At 69.4% G+C, this 23,681-nt stretch carries 20 protein-coding genes; 18 read left to right on the top strand and 2 right to left on the bottom strand.

Annotated features, from left to right (window positions below):
- The first annotated feature begins 5 nt into the window (after positions 1 to 5).
- The 18 genes from ACH4D5_RS19385 to ACH4D5_RS19470 all read left to right on the top strand — a co-directional run bounded on the left by ACH4D5_RS19385 (position 6) and on the right by ACH4D5_RS19470 (position 20,889).
- On the top strand, positions 6 to 1,154 hold the full coding sequence (locus ACH4D5_RS19385) for a GNAT family N-acetyltransferase (protein ID WP_398303820.1): 1,149 nt from the start codon (positions 6 to 8) through the stop codon (positions 1,152 to 1,154).
- 130 nt (positions 1,155 to 1,284) lie between these two features.
- A complete protein-coding gene (gene sbnA, locus ACH4D5_RS19390) occupies positions 1,285 to 2,238 on the top strand; it encodes a 2,3-diaminopropionate biosynthesis protein SbnA (protein WP_398303822.1) in 954 nt (317 codons plus the stop codon).
- On the top strand, positions 2,235 to 3,272 hold the full coding sequence (gene sbnB / locus ACH4D5_RS19395; RefSeq protein WP_398303823.1) for a 2,3-diaminopropionate biosynthesis protein SbnB: 1,038 nt from the start codon (positions 2,235 to 2,237) through the stop codon (positions 3,270 to 3,272). Before sbnA ends, sbnB begins: the two co-directional genes overlap by 4 nt.
- Before the next feature lie 3 nt (positions 3,273 to 3,275).
- Positions 3,276 to 3,485, top strand: a complete 210-nt coding sequence (locus ACH4D5_RS19400; protein WP_398303825.1) for an MbtH family protein — start codon at positions 3,276 to 3,278, stop codon at positions 3,483 to 3,485.
- Entirely contained in the window at positions 3,443 to 4,219 is a 777-nt protein-coding gene (locus ACH4D5_RS19405; protein WP_398303827.1) for a thioesterase II family protein, read from the top strand. The genes ACH4D5_RS19400 and ACH4D5_RS19405 overlap by 43 nt, the downstream gene beginning before the upstream one ends.
- 14 nt (positions 4,220 to 4,233) lie before the next feature.
- Positions 4,234 to 9,186 (top strand): amino acid adenylation domain-containing protein, encoded by a 4,953-nt coding sequence (locus ACH4D5_RS19410; protein ID WP_398303829.1) that lies wholly within the window; start codon positions 4,234 to 4,236, stop codon positions 9,184 to 9,186.
- Between the two features lie 138 nt (positions 9,187 to 9,324).
- Positions 9,325 to 10,104 (top strand): class I SAM-dependent methyltransferase, encoded by a 780-nt coding sequence (locus tag ACH4D5_RS19415; RefSeq protein ID WP_398303831.1) that lies wholly within the window; start codon positions 9,325 to 9,327, stop codon positions 10,102 to 10,104.
- 12 nt (positions 10,105 to 10,116) lie between these two features.
- Entirely contained in the window at positions 10,117 to 10,824 is a 708-nt protein-coding gene (locus ACH4D5_RS19420; RefSeq protein WP_398304841.1) for a 7-carboxy-7-deazaguanine synthase QueE, read from the top strand.
- 37 nt (positions 10,825 to 10,861) lie between these two features.
- Complete coding sequence (locus tag ACH4D5_RS19425) at positions 10,862 to 11,224, top strand: 6-pyruvoyl trahydropterin synthase family protein (RefSeq protein ID WP_398303833.1); 363 nt, start codon at positions 10,862 to 10,864, stop codon at positions 11,222 to 11,224.
- A 40-nt stretch (positions 11,225 to 11,264) separates the two neighbouring features.
- Positions 11,265 to 11,855: a GTP cyclohydrolase I gene (gene folE / locus ACH4D5_RS19430; RefSeq protein WP_398303834.1), complete on the top strand. Its 591-nt coding sequence runs from the start codon at positions 11,265 to 11,267 to the stop codon at positions 11,853 to 11,855.
- Positions 11,856 to 11,893: 38 nt separating this feature from the next.
- A complete protein-coding gene (locus ACH4D5_RS19435) occupies positions 11,894 to 12,874 on the top strand; it encodes an aspartyl/asparaginyl beta-hydroxylase domain-containing protein (RefSeq protein WP_398303836.1) in 981 nt (326 codons plus the stop codon).
- Positions 12,875 to 12,918: 44 nt separating this feature from the next.
- Complete coding sequence (locus ACH4D5_RS19440) at positions 12,919 to 13,608, top strand: 7-cyano-7-deazaguanine synthase (RefSeq protein WP_398303838.1); 690 nt, start codon at positions 12,919 to 12,921, stop codon at positions 13,606 to 13,608.
- The gene (locus tag ACH4D5_RS19445) at positions 13,605 to 14,630 is read left to right on the top strand and encodes an isopenicillin N synthase family dioxygenase (protein WP_398303840.1); all 1,026 of its coding nucleotides are present in this window, start codon (positions 13,605 to 13,607) and stop codon (positions 14,628 to 14,630) included. The genes ACH4D5_RS19440 and ACH4D5_RS19445 overlap by 4 nt, the downstream gene beginning before the upstream one ends.
- An 86-nt stretch (positions 14,631 to 14,716) precedes the next feature.
- Positions 14,717 to 16,549 (top strand): BTAD domain-containing putative transcriptional regulator, encoded by a 1,833-nt coding sequence (locus tag ACH4D5_RS19450; RefSeq protein ID WP_398303842.1) that lies wholly within the window; start codon positions 14,717 to 14,719, stop codon positions 16,547 to 16,549.
- Between the two features lie 104 nt (positions 16,550 to 16,653).
- Entirely contained in the window at positions 16,654 to 17,925 is a 1,272-nt protein-coding gene (locus ACH4D5_RS19455; RefSeq protein WP_398303844.1) for an ATP-grasp domain-containing protein, read from the top strand.
- A gap of 81 nt (positions 17,926 to 18,006) precedes the next feature.
- Entirely contained in the window at positions 18,007 to 18,843 is an 837-nt protein-coding gene (locus ACH4D5_RS19460; protein ID WP_398303846.1) for a hypothetical protein, read from the top strand.
- Between the two features lie 972 nt (positions 18,844 to 19,815).
- Entirely contained in the window at positions 19,816 to 20,217 is a 402-nt protein-coding gene (locus ACH4D5_RS19465) for a hypothetical protein (protein WP_398303847.1), read from the top strand.
- 237 nt (positions 20,218 to 20,454) lie between these two features.
- Positions 20,455 to 20,889: a hypothetical protein gene (locus ACH4D5_RS19470; protein WP_398303849.1), complete on the top strand. Its 435-nt coding sequence runs from the start codon at positions 20,455 to 20,457 to the stop codon at positions 20,887 to 20,889.
- Between the two features lie 297 nt (positions 20,890 to 21,186).
- On the opposite strand, the gene ACH4D5_RS19475 is transcribed toward ACH4D5_RS19470, so the two are convergent.
- Positions 21,187 to 21,933 (bottom strand): hypothetical protein, encoded by a 747-nt coding sequence (locus ACH4D5_RS19475; protein ID WP_398303851.1) that lies wholly within the window; start codon positions 21,931 to 21,933, stop codon positions 21,187 to 21,189.
- A gap of 45 nt (positions 21,934 to 21,978) precedes the next feature.
- On the bottom strand, positions 21,979 to 22,134 hold the full coding sequence (locus tag ACH4D5_RS19480; RefSeq protein ID WP_398303853.1) for a hypothetical protein: 156 nt from the start codon (positions 22,132 to 22,134) through the stop codon (positions 21,979 to 21,981).
- Positions 22,135 to 23,681: the final 1,547 nt, after the last annotated feature.

Genomic DNA, 23,681 nt, shown 5'->3' on the forward strand with positions numbered 1-23,681 from the left:
GCCACATGACCGCCATGACGGACACCTTCGCCGACGCCACCGGCGGGCTCGGGGACACGGAGTGGGACCGGCTCGCCGGCGGCAGGTTCTACTCGTCCGCGTTGTGGCTGCGGCTGTGCGCCCTCGACCCCGGATCGGTCTCCGGCGGACTCCACGTGGACACCCCGGGCGGCGGCCGGGCCGCGATCCCCGTGGCAGCGGTGACCGACGAGCCCAACCCGCACCTGCGGTGGCACGATGTGCTCACCGCGCGCGGCCTGCCGGCACCGGAGCCCGGCGGTCTGCTCATCGGCCAGCGCCGCGGCTACCTGACGCACCTGCTGACCGGCGAGGGAACCGATCGCACCGAGGCCGCCGCCGCGGTGCTCGACGCGATCCGGACGTTGCGCTCCCCGCTGCACGAGGACTCGAAGATCGCCCGCGTGGCGATGTACCTGACCACCGAGGACGTGCGGGCGCTGCGCGCGGCGGGGGTGCGGACCGCCCCGGTCGCGTTGCAGACCGACGCCTGGATCGAGATCCCGCCCGGTGGCCACCAGGCTTGGGTGGCCTCGATGTCGGCGCACCGGGCCCGCCGTATCCGCAGCGAGATACGAAAGTTCGAGCGAGTCGGATACGAGGTGGAACACCGGACGCTCGCCGAGTCCTGGCGGGACGTGGCCCGGCTGCTGGTCCGCTCGTTGCTGCGCTACGGCAACACCGTCGACGCTGCCGCGGTGGCCGAGTCGTTCCGCAAGCAGGGCGATCTCGCCGGTTCGCGCGCCGAAGTGGTGCTGTGCTCGCGCCCCGGCGAACCGCCTGTCGGTTTCTGCCTGTACTACCGCTGGGGCGACACCGTCTACCTGCGGGCGCTCGGCTTCGACCACGACCGACTCGCGTCGGCCGCCGAGTACTTCAACCTGACCTATTACATGCAGGCAAGGCTCCCAGGGGTGCGCCGACTCCACGCGGGCACCGGGACCGCGGAAGGAAAGGCACTGCGCGGCGCGACACTCCGGCCGCTGTGGCTGCTGGACCTGTCGGAGGACAGCCCGCTGGCCGGGTACGACGACGAGATCCGCGAGCACAACCGCGCACTGCTCACCGGCTTGCGCGACTCCTCTCCCGCGATATCCGAAGCCTTGGAGGACGAGCTCTGGGAGCCTTACTGCTAGCGCCTCGGCGCGTCGCGATTGAGTCGTGGTTGAGTCGCCCGAATAGCTCCCGTGCCACACTCGGCCCATGCTTCACAGGCGTGCTGATCAGTCCCTGATCGAACAGATAAGCCGGATTCGCAGGGGTCTTGTGGGAACTCCGCTGATTCCGCTGCGGGATGAGCGGTGCGACCTCGTCGCCAAACTGGAATTCTGCAATCCCGCCGGAAGCAGCAAGGACCGTTCGGCGCTGTGGATCCTGGAAAAGGCTATCGGCCGTGGGGACATAGCGCGCGGCACCACGGTGGTCGAGTCGTCGTCCGGCAATTTCGCACTGGCCCTGGCCTTCTACTGCCGAATGCTCGGCATCTCGTTCGTCCCGGTCATCGACCCGAACTGCAATGAGGCCACCGAAGCCCAACTTCAGTTGCTGTGCGAGCGGGTGGAGAAGGTGTCGATCCGTGACACGACGGGTGGTTATCTGGAAAGCCGGCTGTCCCGGGTTCAGGACGTGCTCGTCGAACTGGGCTCGGTCTACTGGCCCAACCAGTACGCCAACCCGGATGCCAGGGAGGCGCATTACCGGTTCACCGGGGCTGAGCTGCTCGCGCAGGCCGGCCGGCTCGACTACCTCTTCGTCGGTGTGGGCACGGGCGGCACGATCGCCGGCCTCTCTCACCGGATCAAGGAGACACATCCGGGCTGTGTGGTCGTCGCGGTGGACGCCGAAGGGTCGGTGATCTTCGGAGGGCCGCCGAAGAAGCGGCGTATCCCCGGCATCGGTTCCAGCATCGTGCCGCCGTTGTGCGGTCAGGCGCTGATCGACCGGGTCGAGATCGTCTCCGAGACGCGTACCGCTGAGGCGTGCGGCGTGCTGGCCGCCGAGTACGGCCTGTACGCAGGGGGTTCGACCGGCAGCGTCTACGCCGCCGTTCAGGACTTTTTCGCACGTCACCGTCCCGGACCACGTCGTCCCCGGGTCGCATTCATCGCCGCCGACCGCGGTCAGGCCTATGCCGGGACCGTCTATGACCCCATGTGGTTGCGGCAACTGGGCGCCGAAGCGGCACAGCCTCCCGGCGTCGAGAACCTGGCCGTCAAATGAAGGAGCACCACTCCGTGACCAACGCAGTCCCACCGCCCCTGACCGTGATCGGTGCGGGCGACATCGCCGCCGAGACGGATCGCCACCGCCCGGAACTCCTGGAGGTCGTCCGTGCCGCCTACCTCGCACACGATGCAGGGCAGAGCTCGAACCCGCACAGCTCGTTCCTGCGCTTCCCGCACCAGGACCGGTCGCGCATCATCTCCCTGCCGGCCTACCTGGGCGGGGCGTTCGAGATCGCGGGCAACAAGTGGATCGCCAGCTTCCCGGACAACACGCGGCACGGGATCCCCCGGGCCTCGGCGACGCTGACGCTCAACGACTGTGCCACCGGCTACCCGTTCGCCTGCATGGAGTCCTCGATCGTCTCGGCGACGCGGACCGCGGCCTCCGCGGTGCTCGGCGCGCAGACCCTGCTCGGCGCGCGCCGCGCCCGGCGCGTCGGCATCGTGGGAACGGGTCTGATCGCCCGGCACGTATGGCGGTTCCTGCGCGATCTCGACTGGGTGATCGAGGGATTTCGGCTCTTCGACCTCGACACGGCGGCGGCGGGCCGTTTCGGTGCCGCTCTGGCCGAGCACACGGAGGCCGAGGTCGTGGTCGCCGACCAGGTGGAGGACGCGTTCACCGACTGCGACCTCGTGGTGCTGACCACGGTGGCAGCCGAACCCCACGTCCATGATCCACGGCTGCTGGCCCACAACCCGGTGGTCCTCCACCTGTCATTGCGCGACCTCACCCCCGAAGTGATCCTCACCGCACAGAACTTCACCGACGACGTCGACCACGCCGTACGCGAACGCACCTCGTTGCACCTGACGGAACTGCGCACGGGCAACCGTGACTTCATCGACGGCACCCTCGCCGACCTGCTCTGCGGGCGACTGGTCCGACATCACGAACGGCCGGCGGTCTTCTCGCCGTTCGGACTCGGCGTACTCGATCTCGCCGTCGGCAAGTGGGTGCACGACCGGGTGGTCGCCGCGGGCCGGGGCCACCGCGTGACCGACTTCTTCACCGGGGCGGAGGCCTGACGTATGACCGTCTCACCGACTTCCGGATCCACCGAAGACCAGTATGTCGTCGTGGTGAACCACGAGGAGCAGTACTCGGTCTGGTTCGCCGACCGTGCGCTGCCCGCCGGCTGGACCGCCACCGGCGCGCAGGGCACCCGAAGGCAGTGCCTGGACCACATCGAACAGGTGTGGACCGACCTGACCCCGCGCTCGGCGAGAGCTTCACGATGACGGCCACCGACCTCGCGGCGGTCTGGCTGCGCGGGCTCGGCAGCCGTGACCGGACCGCACGACAGCGCCTCTTCGTATTCCCGCACGCCGGAGCAGGCGCCTCCGCCTACCGGCTGGCGGCGCACCTACCGGACACCGTCGAAGTCTGCACGGTCCAGTTGCCCGGCAGGGAGAACCGGTTCACCGAACCGGCCCTGACGTCTCTTGACGACGCCGTGGCCGCGCTCGCGCCGCTCATCGCGGGCCACTCGGACCTGCCGTACGCCTTCTTCGGGCACAGCATGGGTTCCCTGATCGCCTTCGAGACGGCACGGCGACTCCGCGCACTGGGCGCTCCTCTGCCCGAGCGCCTGTTCCTGTCGGGCATGCGGGCCCCCGGCCTGCCGGACCGTGACCCGCGGCACGGGCTGCCGGACGACGAACTGCTCGCCGCAAGCGATCTCGACGTCCTGGACGCCGAGTTGCGGGAGCTGCTGCTGCCGGTGCTCCGTGCAGACCTGACTCTCTGCGAGACGTACACGCACCGAAGAGAGGCACCCCTGCCCTGCCCCTTGACCGTGCTGGCGGGCTCAGACGACGACAGCGTCGACGGGGCGGAGCTCGCCGGCTGGCGCGAGCACACCTCGGCTGACTTCACCCTGCACCTGTTCCCGGGCGCTCCCCACCTGTATGTGCGCGGCGCGGAACGGCACCTGGCGCAGATGATCACGCTCACCTTCCCCGCACGGGGCTGAGAAAGGATCTGTTCATGGCCCCGACCACCCTGGTCGCCCTGTGGGAGCGGCAGGCGGCCGCGACCCCCGACGCGATCGCCGTCGTCACGGGAGCACACCGCGTCACCTACGCCGACGTGGACCGCCGGGCCGCGGCGCTCGCCGCCGGGCTGCGGGCACGCGGCATCGGACCGGAGGACCTGGTCGGCGTCTGTCTCGGCCGCTCGCTGGAGATGGTCGCGGCCCTGCTGGGCATCCTGAAGGCGGGCGCCGCGTACCTGCCCCTCGACCCGAACTATCCGGCCGACCGGCTCCGATACATGAGCGCCGACTCGGGGGCCAAGTGGTGCCTGTGCGACGCGGACCATCGGGCGCAGGCTGTGGCGTCCGGCGCTGCCGACGTCCTGCTGGTCGAGGACTTCGCCACGGAAGCGCTCGACACACCGCCGGACCAGGTGGTCCGCCCGCACCATCTGGCGTACGTGATCTACACCTCCGGTTCGACCGGCCTGCCCAAGGGGGTGGCCGTCGACCACGCGGCGATCGCCTCACTCCTGGAGAGTGCGGCCGACCGCCTCGGCCTCAAGGCGGACGAGCAGGTACTCGCGCTGACCCCGCTGTCGTTCGACATCTCGGCACTGGAGCTGTTCGGGCCGCTGACCCGGGGAGGGACGGTGGTGATGGCCCCCCACGCCGCCAACGCCGACCCCGAGCTGCTGGCCGCCACCATCTCCGACGCGGACGTGGGCGTCGTCCAGGCAACCCCCACCACTTGGCGGATTCTGCTGGCGTCCGGCTGGGCGGACGGGCACGGCCGAGTACTGCTGTCCGGCGGTGAGCCGCTCGATCCGCAGCTTGCCCGCGACCTGCTCGCCACCGGCGGAACCCTGTGGAACCTGTACGGGCCGACAGAGGCGACGGTGTGGGCCACCGCCGCCCGCATCGACACCGTGGCCGACCGGATCACGGTCGGAACGGCCCTGTCCAACACCCGGCTGCACGTCGTCGACCAGAGCGGGCGGGAGGTCGGACCAGGGATCACCGGCGAGTTGTGGATCGGGGGCGCGGGTGTGGCACGCGGCTATGTCGGCCGGCCCTCGCTGACCGCCGACCGGTTCGTGCCCGACCCGTTCGCGGATGCCTCCGGGCGCCTGTACCGGACCGGCGACCTCGCCCGTTGGTCCACCGACGGCACCCTGGAAGTGCTGGGGCGCGACGACCACCAGGTGAAGGTGCGCGGCTTTCGCATCGAGCTCGGCGAAATCGAGGCCTGCGCGCGCAGCCACCCCCTCGTTGCGGACGTGGTCGTCGTCGTCGACCGCGAGGCCGTGGGCGGGGACCAGTTGGTGGCATACCTCGTGCCCGCGCACGACGCGCGGACCCCACCCGAGGACCTGCCCCGCCAGGTGCGGGCCCACCTCGCACGGCGGCTGCCCGCCCATATGGTGGCCCAGGGCTACGCGGTGCTCGACGCCCTGCCCCGCACCCCCGCGGGCAAGGCCGACCGGACCGCAGTGCGGCGGGTTCCGCACAGCCCGGCTCTGGCAGGCGAACCGGCGCCCGACGGCACCTCGCTGCCGCCGCACACCGCGGCGGTGCGCCGCGTATGGGCCGAGGTGCTCGGGCTCGACGACGTGTCCCCGCACGACGACTTCTTCGCCCTCGGCGGCCAGTCGCTCAGCGCGGTACGAGCCGTGGCCCGGCTGCGCGCGGAGCTCGGCATACCGGTCGACACGCAGTCGCTGTTCACGCATCCGACCCCCGTCATGCTCGCCGCCGCCCTGGACGGCATGGCGCCCTCGCGGGACGAACCGATCCCCACGGCCGCGACCTCCCGGCTCTCCTTCGGCCAGGAGCGGATCTGGTTCTTCGAGCAGTTGAACGACGCCGTACCCGCCTACCACCTGCCGGTCGCCCTGGGACTGCCCGGCGGGCGCGTCGACCTCACGCTGCTGCAGAACTGCCTGTCCGCCCTCGTGCGCCGGCACCAGGCGCTGCGCACGGCTTTCGTCACCGTCGGTGGCCGGGCCCACCCCGAACTGCACGAGCCGGGACCGGTACCGCTGCGCCGCACCGACGTCGCCGAGGAGGACCTGGACGCGCTGATGACAGAGCGGATCCGCGCTCCCTTCGCCCTCGACCACCCACCGCTGCTGCGCGCGGACGTGCTGCGCACCCCGACCCGCGACATCACCCTGCTGACGTTCCATCACATAGCGTGCGACGGGCCATCGTTGGACCTCATGGTGCGAGAACTGGGGGAGCTCTACACAGGGCTCGCCGCCGGCCGCCGCCCCGCCCCGGCACCGCTGCCCGTGACCTACGCCGACTACGCAGCCTGGCAACGCGAACGACTGACCGGCTCCGAGCTGGAGCGGCTGCTCGGCCACTGGTGCACCCGGCTGTCCGGCGTGCCCGTCCTGGAGCTGCCGACCAGCCGCCCACGGCCGGCCGTCGCGAGCCATCGCGGTCGCCGCGAACTCCTGCGCGTCCCCGTCGACCTGGCGCACCGGCTGCGCACGCTGTGCCGCTCCGAGGGGGCCACCCTGTTCATGGGGCTGCTGGCCCCGCTGCAGGTACTGCTCGGCCGGTACGCCGACGAGACCGATATCGCCGTCGGAACCCTGACAGGAGTTCGGCCGCGCACGGAACTGGAGGGCGTGGTCGGCTACTTCGTGAACACTGTCGTCCTGCGCACCGATCTGTCGGGCGACCCGTCCTGGCGCGAGTTGCTGGGCCGCGTCCGGGACGTCGCACGGCAGGCGTACGAGCACCAGGAGATGCCCTTCGAGAAGCTGGTGGCGGAGCTGGCCCCGGAGCGCGACCTGAGCCGTAATCCGCTCTTCCAGGTACTGCTCGCCCTGCACGAAGAGCCGGTGGCCGGTCACGTCACCGAACTGTACGACCGCAAGGAGCTGGAAGGACGGCTGGGCACCGCCCGCTTCGACCTCGCCTTCGACGTCACGGACCATGCGACAGGGGCCGGCGACCTCAGCATCTCCATCGAGTACGCCACCGACCTGTTCGAAGCCGATTTCGTCCGGAGTCTCGGCCGACACTTCCTGCGGGTGATCGAGCAGATGGTGTCCGGCGCCACAGCCAGGCTGTCCGAGGTGGAGATCGTCCCGACCGACGAACTGCGCGACGCCCTCACCCTGGGCGACCGGGCCGGCCGGCTGCCCGAGCCGACCACGCTGGTCCGCCGGTGGGACAGCCAGGTGCGTGCCACGCCGGACGCGCGGTGCGTCGTGGGCGACGGCCGGTCGCTGACGTTTGCCGAGACCGACGAGCGGGCCTCGGCCCTGGCCCGGGAACTACGAGCCGGGGGAGTACGCCCCGAAAGCCTGGTCGGCGTCTGCCTGGAACGCTCGGTGGAGCTGGTGGTCGCCCTGCTGGGGGTGCTGAAGGCGGGGGGAGCCTACGTACCGCTCGACCCCGGCCACCCGACGGAGCGGCTGCGGTATCTGCTGGCCGACTCGGGTGTACGCCTGGTCGTCGCGGACCCGGAGCACCCCGCCTCGGCCCTGTTCTGCGACGGCGTGCGTCTCGTGGCGGTGGACCAGGAGTCCGGGGCCGACGACGGGCCGGTCACGGATGCCGGTCCGGCCGCAGAGCCGCAACCGCACCACCTCGCCTACGTGATCTACACATCCGGCTCGACCGGCAACCCCAAGGGCGTCGCGATCACCCACGCCAACATCACCGGATTCCTGGAGTGGAATCAGCGGCTGTGCCGGCTCACCGGCAGGGACCGGGCCCTGCTCAACCACTCGGTTGCGTTCGACAACTCGGTCTGGGAGATCTTCCAGTGCCTGATATCCGGCGCCGAACTGCACCTGGCGAGCCCCACCGCCGCCTACGACCCCGAGCAGTTCCTGCGAGAGGTCGCCGAGCGCGGCATCACCACGCTCAACGCGACACCCTCGCAGATGCGGATCCTCCTGGAGTCCGGTGCTGATCCCGCGCCACAACTCGCCTCCGTGCGCCTGGTGTTCACCGGCGCCGAGACCGTGCCGCACGACGTGGCCCGCCGCGTCCTGTCCGTCACCGCGCCGGGTTGCCAGGTCTTCAACGAGTACGGGCCCACCGAAGCGACCGTCACCTCCGCGTTCTGCCCGATCACCGAGGAACTGCTTGACCGGCACAGCCACCTCCCGAGCGTCCCGTTCGGGTGGGCGACCGACAACGCACATCTCTACGTACTGGACCCGCGGCTGCGTCCGGTCCCGCCGGGCTGCCGGGGCGAGTTGTACGTCGGCGGCGGCGCGGTCGGCCGCGGATATCTCGGCAGGCCCGGCCGCACGGCATCGGCGTACCTGCCCGATCCGTACGCCAGGGAGCCTGGCGCCCGTATGTACGCCACTGGCGACGTGGTCCGGCTGCTGCCCGACGGAAACCTGGTCTTCCTCGGCCGCAACGACCACCAGGTGAAGGTACGCGGTTTCCGCATCGAGCCCGGCGAGATCGAGGCCGCGCTCCAGAGCCATCCGGCCCTCGCCGACTGCGTGGTGGCCGTGCGCCGGACCGGCGCGGCCGTCGACCAGCTCGCGGCCTACCTGATCCTCGAACACCCCGGCCGGCCCGCCCCTGACCCGGCGGAACTACGCGCCCATCTCGCGGAGCGACTGCCGCCGTACATGATGCCGCAGAGCTACACCGTGATCGAAGCGATGCCGCTCACCCCGAACGGCAAGGTCGACCGGAACGCACTGCCCGCTCCCTGCCCGGCGTCCGCCGCAGCCCCGGCGACCGGCCGGGCCCTCACCGGGCAGCAGCTCCTGGTCGCCGACGTGTGGCGCGAGTGCCTGGGCGTCGAGGAGGACTTCGGGCCGCAGGACGACTTCTTCGACGTCGGTGGCACCTCGTTGACCGTCGCCGCGGTCGCGGGCCGGCTCAGCGAGCGACTGGGGCGCCGGGTCCCTCCGGTCCTGGTCTTCAGGAACCCCACCGTCGAAGGCCTCGCCGAGGCACTCGACGGACAGGAGTGAACAGTCATTGGGCACAGAGTGACCTGGACGGCGGCACCGCGGAAATCGCATTCTGAGAAAGCGAAAAGCCGAGGTGACTCCATCGCGGGTTGTCCACTACATCAAAGGCTGCCCAATCAATGAAGCAGGACGGATTGAATGATGGATGCGGAGTTCTACTCGCGGGTGGCCGAGCGGTTCGGCGGCTACTTCAGCAACGCACGGAGCACTGACATATTCCCCGACGGCCGTCCGGACGCCGTCTTCGATGAACTGGTGACCGCACTTGGAGCGCAGAACGCCCAGCTGCTGGATGTCGGATGTGCCGACGGCCGCAGTCTGCTGCGCGTCTCTTCTGCGTACAGCTCCGTCATCGGGATGGATCTGTCGCCGGCGATGCTGGAATGCGCCGCACGGCACCGAGCGGATGCGGGCCTTGAACACGTCACGTTCGAGCTGCGCGATGCCACCGACACGGGGTTGCCCGATGGCTCCATCGACGTGGTCACTTCCCGTCGCGGTCCGCTGATTGCCCGTGAGTTCGAGCGAGTGCTCCGCCCCGGCGGTTCCTTTCTGTACATGGGAATCGGTGAGCAGGACGCGCGCGAGCTGAAGGAAACACTCGGACGCGGCCAGAACTTCGGCAGCTGGAACGGCAGGCCCTTGTCGGAGGAGCCGGCACAAGAGCTGTCGGACGCGGGTCTTGTCGTGACCACGAACCAGGCTTTCCGATTCGAGGAGTTCTACCACTCGGCGGACGACCTGGACACTTTTCTGCACCAAGTTCCGATCGTCGATACCTACGACACGGCGGCCGACAAGGAGGCATTCGATCGCTATGTCGCCACGATGGCCACCGATCAGGGAGTCCGCCTGAGCCGGCACTGGTTCATCGTGGAAGCACGCAAGCCCGCCGCCATCGCGCCGTCCCACGCATAGGAGACGGTGGCCATGGATCTCGTAGTCAATGAAATCTTCGGTCCGACCGTCCAGGGCGAGGGCCGGTCACTGGGACGCAGATGCGCCTTCCTGCGACTCGGCGGGTGCAACCTGTCGTGCTCGTGGTGCGATACGCCCTACACGTGGGACTGGACAGGAGCCGGTGAGAGCGGGGTTGCCCACGATCCGCGCAAGGAACTGCACCGCCGCCCGGTCGAGGACGTCCTCGCGGAGCTGCTCGGATTCGACACCGAGCTGATCGTGATCTCCGGCGGAGAGCCCCTGGGCCAGCAGGAGCGACTGATCCCTCTGGTGGCGGCCCTGACCGGACGCGGCAGAGAGATCGAGATCGAGACCAACGGGACGCACGCCGCGCACCCCGAACTTGTCGCCGCCGGTGTCAGGTTCAACGTCTCGCCGAAACTGTCGCACTCGGGTGATCTCCTGCGGCGCAGGATCGTTCCTCACGCGCTCACCAGCCTCGCGGCACTTCCGGGCAGCACGTTCAAGTTCGTCTGCCGCAACACCCGCGATCTCGACGAAGTGGCCCAGTTGGTCGCCGCCTTCGAGCTGCCCTCGGTGTGGATCATGCCGATCGGGCGTACCGCCGACGAGGTCACCAAGCATTTGAGCGAGTTGGCCGACGCGGTGATAGAGCGCGGCTGGAACCTGACCACCAGACTGCACACCTTGTTGTGGGACGAAAAACGCGGTGTGTGAACAGCGGTACAAGCAGAGAAAAAAGGAACCCGGACAGATGGCATTCACCATAACGAAGAAATTCGATTTCTCGGCCAGTCACCAGCTCGCCGGCCTTGCTCCTGAGCATCAGTGTGCCCGCATGCACGGGCACAACTATGTGATCGAGCTTGAACTCAAGTCCGAGGATGCCGATCTCCTGCCGGTGGGCTTTGTCCGGGACTACGGAGACCTTTCCGCGTTCAAGGCGTGGCTGGACAACCACCTCGATCATCGCCACCTGAACGATGTGATGGACGAGAATCCGACAGCCGAGAACATGGCGTCCTGGATATACAAGACATGGTCGATGGAGTTTCCCGAGCTGGCCTGCGTGCGTATATCAGAAACGCCCAAGACGTGGGCCGAGTACCGGCCGTGAGGCCAGTGATTTCGAAGCATCCCGGACGAAAGGTGACCGCATGTCGGTGACGGAATTTAATGTACACAATGGCTCATCGGCTTCGAAGACGACCGAAGACCCGCTGATCGGGATCGCCCGCCAACTGCTGAAGGAGATCGGCGAGGACCCGAACCGCGACGGACTGCGCGACACACCCGCGCGGTTCGCTCGTTGGTGGCGAGAGTTCATCGACTACGAGCCGGGCTCGCTCGGCACGCTATTCGAGTCCATCGGCACGAACCAGCTCGTCGTCGTCTCGGACATTCAGGTCTGGTCGCTGTGCGAGCACCACCTCCTGCCGTTCAACTGCTCGGTGACGATCGCGTACCGCCCGACGGGCCAGCTGCTCGGCCTGTCGAAGTTCGCCAGGGTCGCCCATCAGTACGCGCACAAGCTCCAGGTACAGGAGCGTCTCGTGGACCAGATCGCGCTGGAGATCAGCACGCTGAGCGGCACTCCGGACGTCGCGGTCATAGCCAAGGGTGAGCACCTCTGCATGTCGATGCGCGGCATCAAGGCGCCCGCGCAGATGACGTCCACCGCGTACCGCGGGGAGTTCAGCACGGACGCCGGGCTCCGGGCCGAGCTGTTCGACCTGCTCCGGGTGTGACCAGCCGTTCGACCGCGGGTCGACATGGAAGGACAACGATGAACACGTACAGCTCCTCGACGCCCGCGGAAGCGGTTCGTCTTCTCCCCGTACTCGACGCCGACCGGCTGGTGGCCGACCTGATGACCGCGCGCGACCACCTCTGGGACCAACAGCGCGTGTACCGGGACGGGGTCGTGGTCAGACAGGCCGAAGAGGACTGGCGCTGCCTCGCGGTGCGCAGTCCCGGAGGCGACAAGACGCGGACCGACCCGGGCGGCCCCGGAGGCGCGGAGTTCGCCGACACCGAGTGGCTGGACCACATGCCGTACGTGCGGGAGGTCCTGCGCTCGATTCCGGGGCCCCTCTTCGCGGCCCGGTTCATGGATCTCGGACCCGACACCGTCGGATACCCCCACCGCGACCACAAGTTCGCCCCGGACTGGGGTGTCGCCCGGCTGCACATCCCGGTCATCACCCACGAGAAGGCCACCCTCGTTCTTGACGGAGTGACCCATCAGTGGCAGCCCGGTGAGTTCTGGTTCGGGGACTTCAGCCGCATGCACCAGATCCAGAACCTCGGCACCGAGCACCGGGTGCACCTTGTCGTGGACGTGCTCGTCACGCCCGAGCTGGCACAGCTGTTCCCGGCCGACTGGGCCGACTACTTCAACGGCTCGGACGTGCTCCACAACCGGCCCGCCGTGGCACTCACCGACGCCGAGCGGGAAGTTGCCCGGTGTTCCTTCGACGCGCCGGCGCACCTGCTGGAGGTGGAGGAGTTCGGGTCACTCACCGGCCCGCAGCCGCAGGCCACCTTCAGCATCGTCGATACCGATACGGGCCTGGCCGTTCGTTCCCCCCGGGACCACCTGTTCCCGCTGGTGCCCCTGGGCGGAGGCGAGTACCGCCTGGTGGGGTGGAGCGAGGAGCGAACCGTGACGACGCGGCCGGCAGCCCCACGGGCCCACGTCGAACTGGCCTACCGGAGAGGCCGGCGGACGAGCCGGCTGTCCGTCCCCGCCACACCGGCGGCCTGACCGCCACCGTGCCCCCTCCTTTCTCACCCACCGGAAGGTGACGCATGCCCAAAACTGTCGCCATCGTGTCCGGCGGCCTGGACTCGGTCACCATGGCCTACCACCTCCAGGCACAAGGCCACACACTCCACCTGCTGTCCGTGAACTACGGACAACGCCATCTCATCGAGCACGAGTTCGCCGCGAAGGCGGCCCGGACGCTCGGGGCACCGCACGACATCGTCGATCTCAGCCCCGTCGGCAGACTCATGCACGGTTCCTCGCTCACCGACCCGGCCGTCGACGTGCCGGACCAGCAGAGCGAGTCGCCCGGCGAGAGCCCTAACGTCGTGCCCAACCGCAACGCCCTGCTGCTGTCCGTCGCCTTCGCGCTCGCCGTCGCCGAGAAGGCGGAAGCGGTGGCCATCGGCGTCATCGACGACGCGCAGGCCGCCCCCGACAGCAATACAGCGTTCCTCGACTCCTTCCTGGCCATGGAGAAGATCGCGACCTGCGGATACGCACACCCCGAACTGACCTTGCTGGCACCGCTGGCCGAGCTGCGCAAGAGCGGCGTGGTGTCGCTCGGGGAGGAGCTCGGCGTCCCCTGGACCGAGACCTGGACCTGCATGCGAGGCGGTGCGCGGCACTGCGCCCGGTGCGCCTCCTGCTGGGACCGGCAGGAAGCGTTCCGAGACGCCGGCGTGACCGACCCGACGACCTACCGCACGAGCCCCGCGAAGGAGCTGCCATGACCGACACCTTTCCGGTGCTCGACCTCCGTGACGCCACCGGTTCGAAAGAAGCACGCGCACAGTTCCTGAACCGGTTGCGCGTGGCCGTCCACGAGGTCGGCTTCTTCCAGCTCGTCGGCCACGGCGTCGACGATGCCGACGACATGCTCGACCTGACCCGCCGGTTCTTCGCCCTCCCCGAGGCCGACCGGCTCGCGCTGAACATCCTCGACTCGCCGCTCTTCCGGGGCTACTCGGAGCTCGGACGCGAACACACGAAGGGCATCCCCGACCAACGCCTACAGCTGGACATCGGGCCCGAGCAGCCCGCGCGACCGCCCGCGCCCGGCGATCCCGCCCACCAGTGCCTGATCGGCCCGAACCGGTGGCCCGGGGCGATGCCTGAGCTGCGGCCGGCCGTCGAATCCTGGATCACCCGGCTGACCGACCTGTCGCACCGGCTGCTGAGGCTATTGCTCGAGTCGCTCGATGCCCCCGCCGGGTTCCTGGACGACGTGGTCGACCCGGACCCGCAGATCCACCTCAAGCTCCTGCACTATCCCGGTCCCGCGCGGACCGACGAGGAGGCGGGCAACGGCCAGGGGACCGGCATACACAACGACCTCGGCCTGCTCACCTTGCTCGTCCAGGACGACACCGGCGGTCTCCAGGTCGCGGTCGAGGACGGCCGGTTCGCCGAGGTCCCGGTCATACCCGGCGCGTTCGTGGTGAACCTGGGCGAGTTGTTGGAGGTGGCCACCCGGGGTTACCTGCGTGCCACCAAGCACCGGGTGATCCGGCCCGCCCCGGGCGTCGACCGATACTCCATCCCCTTCTTCTACAACCCCCGGCTGGACGCCACGATGCAACCGCTGCCCAGCCCCTACGTCGCGGCCTCCGGCGGAGTCGTCGCCGACGCCGACAACCCGCTGTTCGCCCTGTACGGCGACAACGTCATGAAGGGGCTGGTCCGCTCCTTCCCCGAGATCGTGGCCAGGCACCACCCGACGCTGGCCGCGTCGGCGGGGTCCAAGAACGCCTGACCGGGAGCCGCACACCGGCAGTGAAGCCCCATACGGGCCGGGACATCTCCGACGGGGCCGAAGGAACATGAGGCAAGGCGAATTTCATGAGAGTCAACCTTCTCGGGCCGCTCCAGGCCTATGGGGACGATCACTGCGTCGACCTGGCGCCGGCCGCCCAGAAAGTACGGCAGACACTGGCACTGCTCGTGCTGAACACAGGGCGGGTGGTGCGCTTCGAGCAACTCATGGACGAACTGTGGGACGGCGATCCGCCGGCCAGCGCGCACACCGCTCTGCAGACGTACGTGTACCAGCTCAGGAAGCGGTTCTCCCTCGGCAACCCGAGGAGCGGCGGCGCGGTGCGTGCGGCAGGCCCACTGCTGGGCACGGTCGACGGCGGCTACCAGCTGTCGGTGCCCGCCGACCACGTCGATGTCTTCCGGTGCGAACCACTGGTCGCCCGGGCCCGCGCGGAGTTCCGTGACGAGGACTTCGCACGGGCCCGTGACACGGCCGCCGCGGCGCTGCGGCTGTGGCGGGACGACGCCCTGGTGGATGTGCGCAAGGGTCCCGCCCTGCGGGTCGAGGCGGTCCGTCTCAAGGAGTTGCGTACCAGCGCGCACCACCTGCGGATAGAGGCGGACCTGAACCTCGGCCGGCACCACGAGGTGCTCGGTGAGCTCACCTCGATGGCCGGACGGGAGCCCACCGACGAGTGGGCCCAGCGCAACCTGATGACGGCTCTCTACCGCTTGAACCGCCGGGCGGAGGCGCTCCAGGTCTACCAACGGGCACGCACGCGGATCGCCGCCGACCTGGGCCTCGACCCTTCCCCGGAACTCCAGGCCCTGCAAACGGCCGTGCTCACGTCGGACGAGCGACTACTGCGTCCCACCGGGCGGTCCACGGCCATGACTGCCGACACCCGAGCGCCCTGCCATCTGCCCGCCCCACGCGAACGCCTGACAGGACGCGCCGACGAACTGGTCCGTGTCACCGCGGTGCTGGCCGGTCGGACAGGCACGGACCGGCCGGTCGTGATCGTGGGGGGCGCTCCCGGCACGGGGAAGAGCGAGCTGTGCCTGCACGCCGCGCACCAGGTGAGCTGTCACTACCCGGACGGAAGGCTCTACGCCCGTCTGCGTGACGGCGTCGACCGACCGGTGCGGCCCGCCGAGACGCTCCGTTCGTTCCTGCGCGGACTCGGCGCGACGGAGGAGCAGTTGCGGTTGGGGACCACCGACCTGAGCCTGCTGTTCCGTAGCTGGACCGCCGACCGGCGCGTTCTGGTGGTGCTCGACGACGTCTGCGACCTACGGGAGCTGACGCCGCTGCTGCCGTCCGGGAGTGGTTGCGGAGTGCTCATCGCCAGCAGACGGCGGCTGTTCGTGTCGTCGTCGGCGGTCCACGTCGAACTGGCGGGACTGCCCTTCGAAGACTGTCTGCACCTGCTGGGATCCGCCGTGCCGAGCCACCGGACCACCAGGGACCCGGCGGGGCTGCGACGGCTGGCAGGGTTGTGCCAGGGGCTGCCGGGCGCGCTCTTCGCGGTCGCCGCGCAGTTGCGCCGCCGTCCGCACTGGACTGCGCGGCAGGCCGCCGCGTGGGTCCTCGCGTCCGGGAGCGCCGACAACGATCCGCTCGGCATACGAGCCGGTTTCGACCGGACGCTCGCGATGCTGCCCGCCGCGTCGAGGGGGCCGGCCTACACGCTGTTGTCTCCCGGTATCCCCGACCGGCTCACCCCGGCGCTTGTCGCTGCGTCGCTGGGGATCGGCGACCAGCAGGCCGAGGATCTGCTGGAGGAGCTGTCGGAGAGCTATCTGCTGCGCGCACGGCGGCCGTGCGCGAATGGCCGGTTCTCCTACGAGTGGGAGCCCGGGATACGCCGGTTCGCGGCGCGGCAGAGCGAAGGGTCGGTCATGTGCTCGGCCTGACGGCCACGCGGCTGGCACGGACGCATTCCGACGTGCCACGAACCCACCGCCCGCTGACGCACCCCGTCCATACCCGTCCCGGAACCGAATCTTGGAGAACCACCATGCCACAGCGCCCGAAGCTCGTTCTCGTCGGCCAGTTGTCCTCGTATCCCTGGGTCTTCGAGGCAGCCGTGCGTGCCGGTATCGACCTGATCCTCGTCCCCAGGGGCGACGACTCCGCGGAGTCCGCCGAGCGGGCCGAGGCGGTGGTCGAACTGCTGCCCCTGGACATCGACGAGAACCCGGAGAGCGCGTTGGCCGCGCTCGCCGACCGCTACAAGCGGGAACCCTTCGACGGAATCATGGCAGGCAACGAGAGGGTCGTGCCCTTCGTGGCCCGCGCAGCTCGGGAGCTGGGTCTCACCGGCCTCACCGAGCAGGCGGCGGCCGTGGTCCGCGACAAGCGCAGCATGCGCCGTCGGCTACTGGAAACGGGCCTCGGCGTCCCGGGCTTCGTGGTCGTCGACGTTCCGGACGCCTGGACCGACGCGCTGTCCCTGCGGTTCCCCGTCGTGGTCAAACCCGCGAACGGCCACTCCAGCCTCGGGGTCATCCGTGTAGATGACAGGGACGGCCTTGAGCAAGCTGTGGCCCGCACCTGGAAGCTCATCGAGACCCACCACCTGGGCGCCGCCGACGGATCGGCTCCGGAGACCGGCGTACTGGTCGAGGAGTATCTCGACGGGCCCGAGGTCTCCGCCGAATCCCTCGTGCACCAGGGGCGGGTACGGGTCTGCGGCATCAGCTGGAAGGGACAGTTGGTGGGGCCCTATTTCGAGGAGACCACATTGCGGGCCCCCGCCCAGCTGCCCGCCGAGGTACTCGCCGCGATCGAGGCGGAGGTGATCGGCGCCCACCACGCCTTCGGGGTCACGGAAGGCACCACGCACACCGAACTGCGACTGGTCGGCGGGGTGCGGCCGGTGCTGCTGGAGATGGGCGCCCGCATCGGTGGCGGGGGATTTATGCACCACTTGGTCCACTTGAGCAGCGGGGTCGACCTCGCCGCTGAGGCGCTGCGCATCCACATCGGCAGGGAACCGCTCTGCTGGCGTGCGGAGCCCGTACCGGTCGGGCACGTGGCGGCCTATCAGGTGCCAGTGGGCGACGGGGGGCGAGTCAAGCAGGTGTGCGGCTTGGACTCGGTGCGTGACGACCCGAGAGTGGACTACGTGGTGCAGGCAGTGGGCCCCGGCGCAGTGCTGCGCCCCTACCCGGACTTCTCCGGCTACCCGGTCATGGTGATCTCCCGGCACACGACGGACGCCGAGGCCGAGGCCTACCGGGCCCACCTCGCCCGGACCCTCTTCGTCGAATACGAACAGCAGAGCTGATTCAGGGGCCTTGCCCGCTCACCCTCTCCCCACCCTGGCTCAAGTGAAGGCAGTGGTGTACGCGTGAAAGAGAGAGAACAAATGCACCAGAGCACCATACGACTGAGTGGACGTCAGGCCGACAAGGAGTTCTTCCGCTTCGAGGAGCGCGGTGAACTGGACTACGGACTCGTCCTGGACGTCCTGCACGGCCGCAGGCTCGGAGTGATCTTCCGGGACGTCATCCCTCCGGCGGCGCGAAAAAGCCTGACCGAACGGTTCTGGGCCAGCCCGGCCCGGCAGCACCGCGAGGGCGAGCCGTCGCACTATGTCGGCGCCTACCACTGGAACAAGGACACCGACACCTACCTCGGCGAGGCCGCCGAGGTGGCCGAGCACGTCCGAAAGGTGATCGACGCCCCGGACTCGCCCTGGCACCTGTTCCGCCAGGGCGTGAACGAGGCCCTCCGTGAGGAGGGCGCGTCCCTGCGGGTGGCCCGGACGAACGGCCGCTCGGCGTGCGCCGCACTGATCCGCGCGTGGGACAAGGAGGGGGACTTCTCCCTCGACCCGCACGAGGACGAAGCGCAGTGCAAGGACCCACGACAGGTCGGCTTCGAGATCCAGCGGGTCCTGGACCACCAGATCTGCGCGGTGAACATGTGCACGGAACACAGCGACGGGGGGCGGCTGGTGATCTGGAACATCCGTCCCGACGACGAGACCCGACACTCGCTCGGCATCGAGCGGACGGGGCTGCCCTACGCGGCCGAGGCGTTGGCGGATTTCGAGGAGCTGCGCCTGGAGATACGCGAGGGTGACATCTACGCCTTCAACGGTGCCTTCGTGCACGCGGTGGACGCCAACACCGGCAACCGTACGACTGTCTCCTTCATCATGGGGTTCACCGACCCTCGGACGGTCGTGAGCTGGACCTGACACCGACCCGCGCGCGGATGGCCGCCCGGTGCGAGAGCTCGGTCTCGGCAAGGTGCCACCCAAAGCACACCCACCGCACGGAGGCATCCGGACGGGGCGGTCGGTGGCGCCCAGCTGAGGACCTCGACATCGAGATCCAGCGGGCGCAGCCCGGACCCAAGGGTTGGGCCGATCCCAGATGTGATCGGCCCGACTGCGGATCGCGGCTTGCGCGTGCCGGCACGGTCAGTCAGCCGCGCTGTATCGCCTTGAGGTCCTCGAGCGTCAACTGGTTGGTGCGCCGCTCCGAGGCCGGGCTTTGCGCCCAGTCGAGGATCCTGGGGGCCACCTTCTCGTAGGGGGGCTCCGGCGGCGGTCCACGTGCCGTCGCTGGCGGCCACCCCGGAGCGTTAGGCAGCCAGGAGGCCCCGGGCTCGGCCCTTCGGTCGCGATCAGTACCTCTTGCCCCTCTTCATCCTGCGGGTTCGCCAGACTCCGATCGATCCGGATATGAGCGTGATGACGACGAGCATGATTGCCCCCGTGGGCCAGAACGGCGTGGGGTTATCGGCGGCTAAGTACACGTGCTCCACAGCCTGGCCTCCTCCGTCGGTGGCGAGCCACGCTCCGTCCACCGTGGCCGCTGCTGGTCGGTTACCCGCGTTCCGGCGCGGCACATCACCAGAGCAGCGTCAGGCTGCCTCGTAGTGGTGCGCCCGCCCGGCCCGCCACGTCACCCACGCCGGCCTCCCGTGCCGGATGGCGGGTGCACGACGATCAGGGCACCGTTCATGTCCCCAGCGTGCGCTGCGGGAGATCCATCGCACGCGCAGGCCAACCTGCAGATTCGGCAGCCAAGTTGGCCATCGACATCGTCGCTGCGGGCTCTGTATAGGCTGGTGCGCGTGGATGTGACGGGGTGTCTTGGGTGTGACCTGCTGACCGGGCGCCGGGAGTTACCCGGGGGGCGTCCTGCATGAGACCGCCGCTTGGGTGGTGAACCACGTCGTCGGCCCGATGAATCTCGGCACCCTGATCGTCGGTCCGCGGGAGCACGTCGTGGCCATCGCGGAGCTCGACGATATGGCAGCGGCGGAACTCGGCCCCCTGCTGCGCGATACCGCTCGTGTCGTGGAGACGTTGTGCCGGCCCGAGCAGACCTACGTCTGCATGTGGTCGCACGGCCGCGACGCGCGCAAGCACCTGCACATCGCGGTCCAGCCGGTGACCGCTGAGGTGCGGGCCCGCTACGGCGGGCTGCGGTCCGAGCAACTCCAGGCCCGCATGCTGGTGGACGGAGACGAGCCGGACATCACGGAGGTCGAGCAGTTCTGCGAGCGGGCTCGCCAGCTGTTCCGAGCGATCACCGACAACAGCGCCGCAGACCGCAGCTGATCACCCGCACGCCGATGTCACGCGCAGTCCGGCAACGTATGCGAGGAACACTGCAGTCTCCTCCATCACGCGCCGCAACTGCTGCCTGACGAACCCACCAAGGCGGTCGCGCCTGCAGGCCAGGCGATAGCGTGCGTGATGGTGCTGACGTGACTTCGGGCTGAGCTCGCGACCGGCAGTACAGACTTTGCGAACGTACAAGACGGTGCGGCGACGCCGTCATGAAGGGGAAACTCGATGCGCAAGACCACCGCCGGGATAGCACTGGGGCTCTCCGCCATGCTGCTGAGCGGCTGCGGCGGAAGCGACTCCAAGGACGACGAGGCCAAGAAGCCGGCCGCCCAGAGCAGTAAGAAGCCGCAGCAGGAGGAGAGGAAGAGCGCCGCTCCGGAAGCCGCCGGCATGGACGGGACGTGGAAGCCGATCAATAAGAGCCCGATCGCGACGATGACGATCGCCGGAAACAAGGTCACCACCACGGGCAAGCTCGCCTGCCCGGGCACCCTCAAGCCGAACAAGAACAAGAAAGAAACGGTCATCACCCTGAACTGCCAGACCAAGGAACCCGATCGCTCCCGAGGGACCCTCGAGTTCAAGGACGGCACCCACGTCATCATCTCGTGGGACGGCCCCGCATGGGGCGGGCTCATCGACTCACTCGTCCGAGCCTGACCCAGGTCATCCCGTGGTGGCCGACGGGCTCCCCCCCCGGGGGGGGGACCGGCACACCGGTCGCGTGCGGCGGGTTTTGCAAGTTCGGAGGTTGCTGACCTTCCTGACGAGTAGTCAGGGTGGTCGGCGACAGCGGCCTCGACACGCGCCCTGCGTCGCCCACCGTGGGCTGTGGGCCGTGGGCTGTAGGCGCCGCGGCCCCGGTGGCGCGGACGCTGTCGAACCTGGCCCGCCTCGGTGTCACGGCGAACGGCGGCCTGATCAGCGAACCCTCGCGACGTCCCGGAGGCACATCGGCTACGCGCCGGGGAAGTACCGGTTGAAGGATGAGGAGTCGACTGCCATGAGGCCGGTGAAAGGCTGGTCCAACTGGTAGACGAGCAGAACAGTCAGGGTGATCAGGCCGGTGAGACCCATCACCATGACGACATGGGAGACGCTGCGCTGGATCCCGAACATGAACATGAAGGCGATGGTGAGCACTCCGCCGCTCAGCAGGCCGAACCACAGGACCGGTGACAGACCGTTACGTGCGTCAGCTTCCCGGCCCCGGCGCGCGTCCCCCATGACCGAGACCTGGTTGGCCACCTCTTGCACGGTGACCTGCTCCACTGCCTTCGCGTCGGCGGGAGCCCGGTTCGCAGTGCGCACATTCTGAAGGAGACGCCAGCCCTCCTGCCCCGGAGGTTCTCCTGCCGCCATGGCAGGGAGCTCGGTGCGCACCGCGTGGTGTACGTACTGCGTCACACTCTCGCGCAGACGCACCGCGTCGGCCTCGGGCAGGCCCCCGGCGAGCTGGTAGATCTCGTGGGCCGCGTTCGCCTCGTTCTGGACGTGCTCCTCCGCGCTGGACCTACCTTCCCAGACCGACACCAGCGACAGTCCCAGCAGCAACGCGTACAGGACGCCGACCATCATGGCGATGTACTCGGCCACGTCCTCCCGCGGCTCGGCGTCGTCGTTCGGCCAGTAGCGGTGACGCAGGAGCACGCTCGCGGCCGCGAGCATGGACACACCCAGGACCAGCGCGATCGTTTCGGTCATGAGCGCTCCTTCTGCGTACGGCGCGGCTACCGGGGCGTCCGTGCGTCACTTCAGGCGCGAGCCGAGCAGGACTGCTGCCAGGACCGCCGGAAACACGATCAGGAACAGGAGGGCCACCAGGCCGGTCCCGGTGGGCCCGTGTCCTGGACGATAGAGGCGGTCCAGGAGCTCCACATCTTGGGCGGTGTGTTCGGGGCGCACCGGTGTCACGCTGGAGGTATCGGGGTCCAGGAGAGGCGGCGGGACCACTGGCTGCAGCAGAGGTGGCCGGACCGCAGCGGCTGGAGGTCGCGCGAGACCCGGTGGCGCGAAAGAGGCCGTGCCCGGAGGCAGGGGGAAGAGACCCGGTGGCGCGAACGGGACCGTACCTGGGGGAGCGGGGAAGAGACCCGGCGGGGCGAGCGGCGGCCCCGGCGGCCCCGGCGGAGCGGGCGGCGCCGCTGGTGGCGCGAGGAAGAGACCCGGCGTGGTGCGTGGGATCCCCGGGGGTGCGACGGAGAGACGCGGTGGCGCGAGCCGGGCCTCCGGGGGAACGGGGAGCGGGCCGGGCGCGGGCACTGCGGGGACAGGTCGCGCGCCGGGAGGAAGAGGAGCGGTCCGCTGCCCGGTCCGGGCGCCGGGCGGAGGGGGAGGCGGGGGCCGAACAGCAGCGGCCCGCAGGGTGAACCGCACCGAGGAGTGTGCCGTGAGGCGCGGGGGAGGGACCAGCGCGCCGGTACGTCCCAGCGTCCGCGTGAGGTCGTTGGCCTCGGCGAAGCCCCTGCTCTCATAGATGCCCGGCGCCGCGTGGGCGATGGAACGGCATGAAGCGGAGCGCCCGGGAGCGATCTGGGGCACCACCGGCCGGCCGGCCCCGCAGTCGACGGCCTTCGCCTGCGGCAGCGCGTCACTGACGCGGACTTGGTGAACGGTGAGGTCGCCCCGATTCGTCACCGTGTAATTGATGACGCCCCGCTGCGGGGCCACCTCGACCGTCTGGACGAGGGCCAGGACTCCTCCCACCCCCCGGTATCCCGCCCGTGCGCGGGCCCGGGACTCCGTGTTCATGGCGCGGACAGCACCGACGGCGGTGACGTCCGTTGCCTGGACGCCCGGGGCGGCCCGCGTCTCGGCCATGCACGTGGCCGAGCTGAGACCCCGCAGCATCGCCACCGTGTGCCGTCCCCCGCAGTTGACGGCCACGCCCCGGGGGAGGGCAGGGTCGGTCACCCGCACGTTCAACAGGTCGGCCCCCGTACGATTGATCAGGCGGTAGACCTTGTGAACGGGGTCACCGACCCGGATGCCGGGATGCAGTGCCCCGGTGCCCGGCCGGGAGTTGACGTTCACTTGCAGTGCCAGACCGCCGTTCCCCGCGCCGTCGGCCTTCGCGCGTCCTCCACCGGGCACCGCGACAGCGCAGGCCAGAATCAGCAGTGCGGATACGTGCAAGGGCCACACCAACGCCTTCCTCCAGCGGATACGCATGCCGCCATGCTCGACGAGGACCGCATTGCCCACGGAAAGGAACGCGCCCGCTGTCTCCGTTGCGGTATGACAATCACCCTTGTGGCCTCGTGCCGACCTCACCTCATCGGCGTGGGAAAGTGCCGGTCGAACGTTTCCAGAGCCGTCAGGTAGCGCATCAGGGGCCCTTCGGGAAGCCCCGTCTCCTCTCCTCGCCAGGCCCCGGGCCGGTCACCCGAACGGCCCGGTCCGAGGGTCGGGGGTGCCGACAGCCGGTCCAGCACACCGCTGCACCCACGACT

It is taken from the genome of Streptomyces sp. NPDC018029, assembly GCF_044327655.1.
Classification (GTDB): Bacteria; Actinomycetota; Actinomycetes; order Streptomycetales; family Streptomycetaceae; genus Streptomyces.

Coding starts and splice junctions, on each gene's coding strand:
- ACH4D5_RS19385 (WP_398303820.1), top strand. CDS start 6: ATGACCGCCATGACGGACACCTTCGCCGACGCCACCGGCGGGCTCGGG.
- sbnB (WP_398303823.1), top strand. CDS start 2,235: ATGAAGGAGCACCACTCCGTGACCAACGCAGTCCCACCGCCCCTGACC.
- ACH4D5_RS19400 (WP_398303825.1), top strand. CDS start 3,276: ATGACCGTCTCACCGACTTCCGGATCCACCGAAGACCAGTATGTCGTC.
- ACH4D5_RS19410 (WP_398303829.1), top strand. CDS start 4,234: ATGGCCCCGACCACCCTGGTCGCCCTGTGGGAGCGGCAGGCGGCCGCG.
- ACH4D5_RS19415 (WP_398303831.1), top strand. CDS start 9,325: ATGATGGATGCGGAGTTCTACTCGCGGGTGGCCGAGCGGTTCGGCGGC.
- ACH4D5_RS19420 (WP_398304841.1), top strand. CDS start 10,117: ATGGATCTCGTAGTCAATGAAATCTTCGGTCCGACCGTCCAGGGCGAG.
- ACH4D5_RS19425 (WP_398303833.1), top strand. CDS start 10,862: ATGGCATTCACCATAACGAAGAAATTCGATTTCTCGGCCAGTCACCAG.
- folE (WP_398303834.1), top strand. CDS start 11,265: ATGTCGGTGACGGAATTTAATGTACACAATGGCTCATCGGCTTCGAAG.
- ACH4D5_RS19435 (WP_398303836.1), top strand. CDS start 11,894: ATGAACACGTACAGCTCCTCGACGCCCGCGGAAGCGGTTCGTCTTCTC.
- ACH4D5_RS19440 (WP_398303838.1), top strand. CDS start 12,919: ATGCCCAAAACTGTCGCCATCGTGTCCGGCGGCCTGGACTCGGTCACC.
- ACH4D5_RS19445 (WP_398303840.1), top strand. CDS start 13,605: ATGACCGACACCTTTCCGGTGCTCGACCTCCGTGACGCCACCGGTTCG.
- ACH4D5_RS19450 (WP_398303842.1), top strand. CDS start 14,717: ATGAGAGTCAACCTTCTCGGGCCGCTCCAGGCCTATGGGGACGATCAC.
- ACH4D5_RS19455 (WP_398303844.1), top strand. CDS start 16,654: ATGCCACAGCGCCCGAAGCTCGTTCTCGTCGGCCAGTTGTCCTCGTAT.
- ACH4D5_RS19460 (WP_398303846.1), top strand. CDS start 18,007: ATGCACCAGAGCACCATACGACTGAGTGGACGTCAGGCCGACAAGGAG.
- ACH4D5_RS19470 (WP_398303849.1), top strand. CDS start 20,455: ATGCGCAAGACCACCGCCGGGATAGCACTGGGGCTCTCCGCCATGCTG.
- ACH4D5_RS19475 (WP_398303851.1), bottom strand. CDS start 21,933: ATGACCGAAACGATCGCGCTGGTCCTGGGTGTGTCCATGCTCGCGGCC.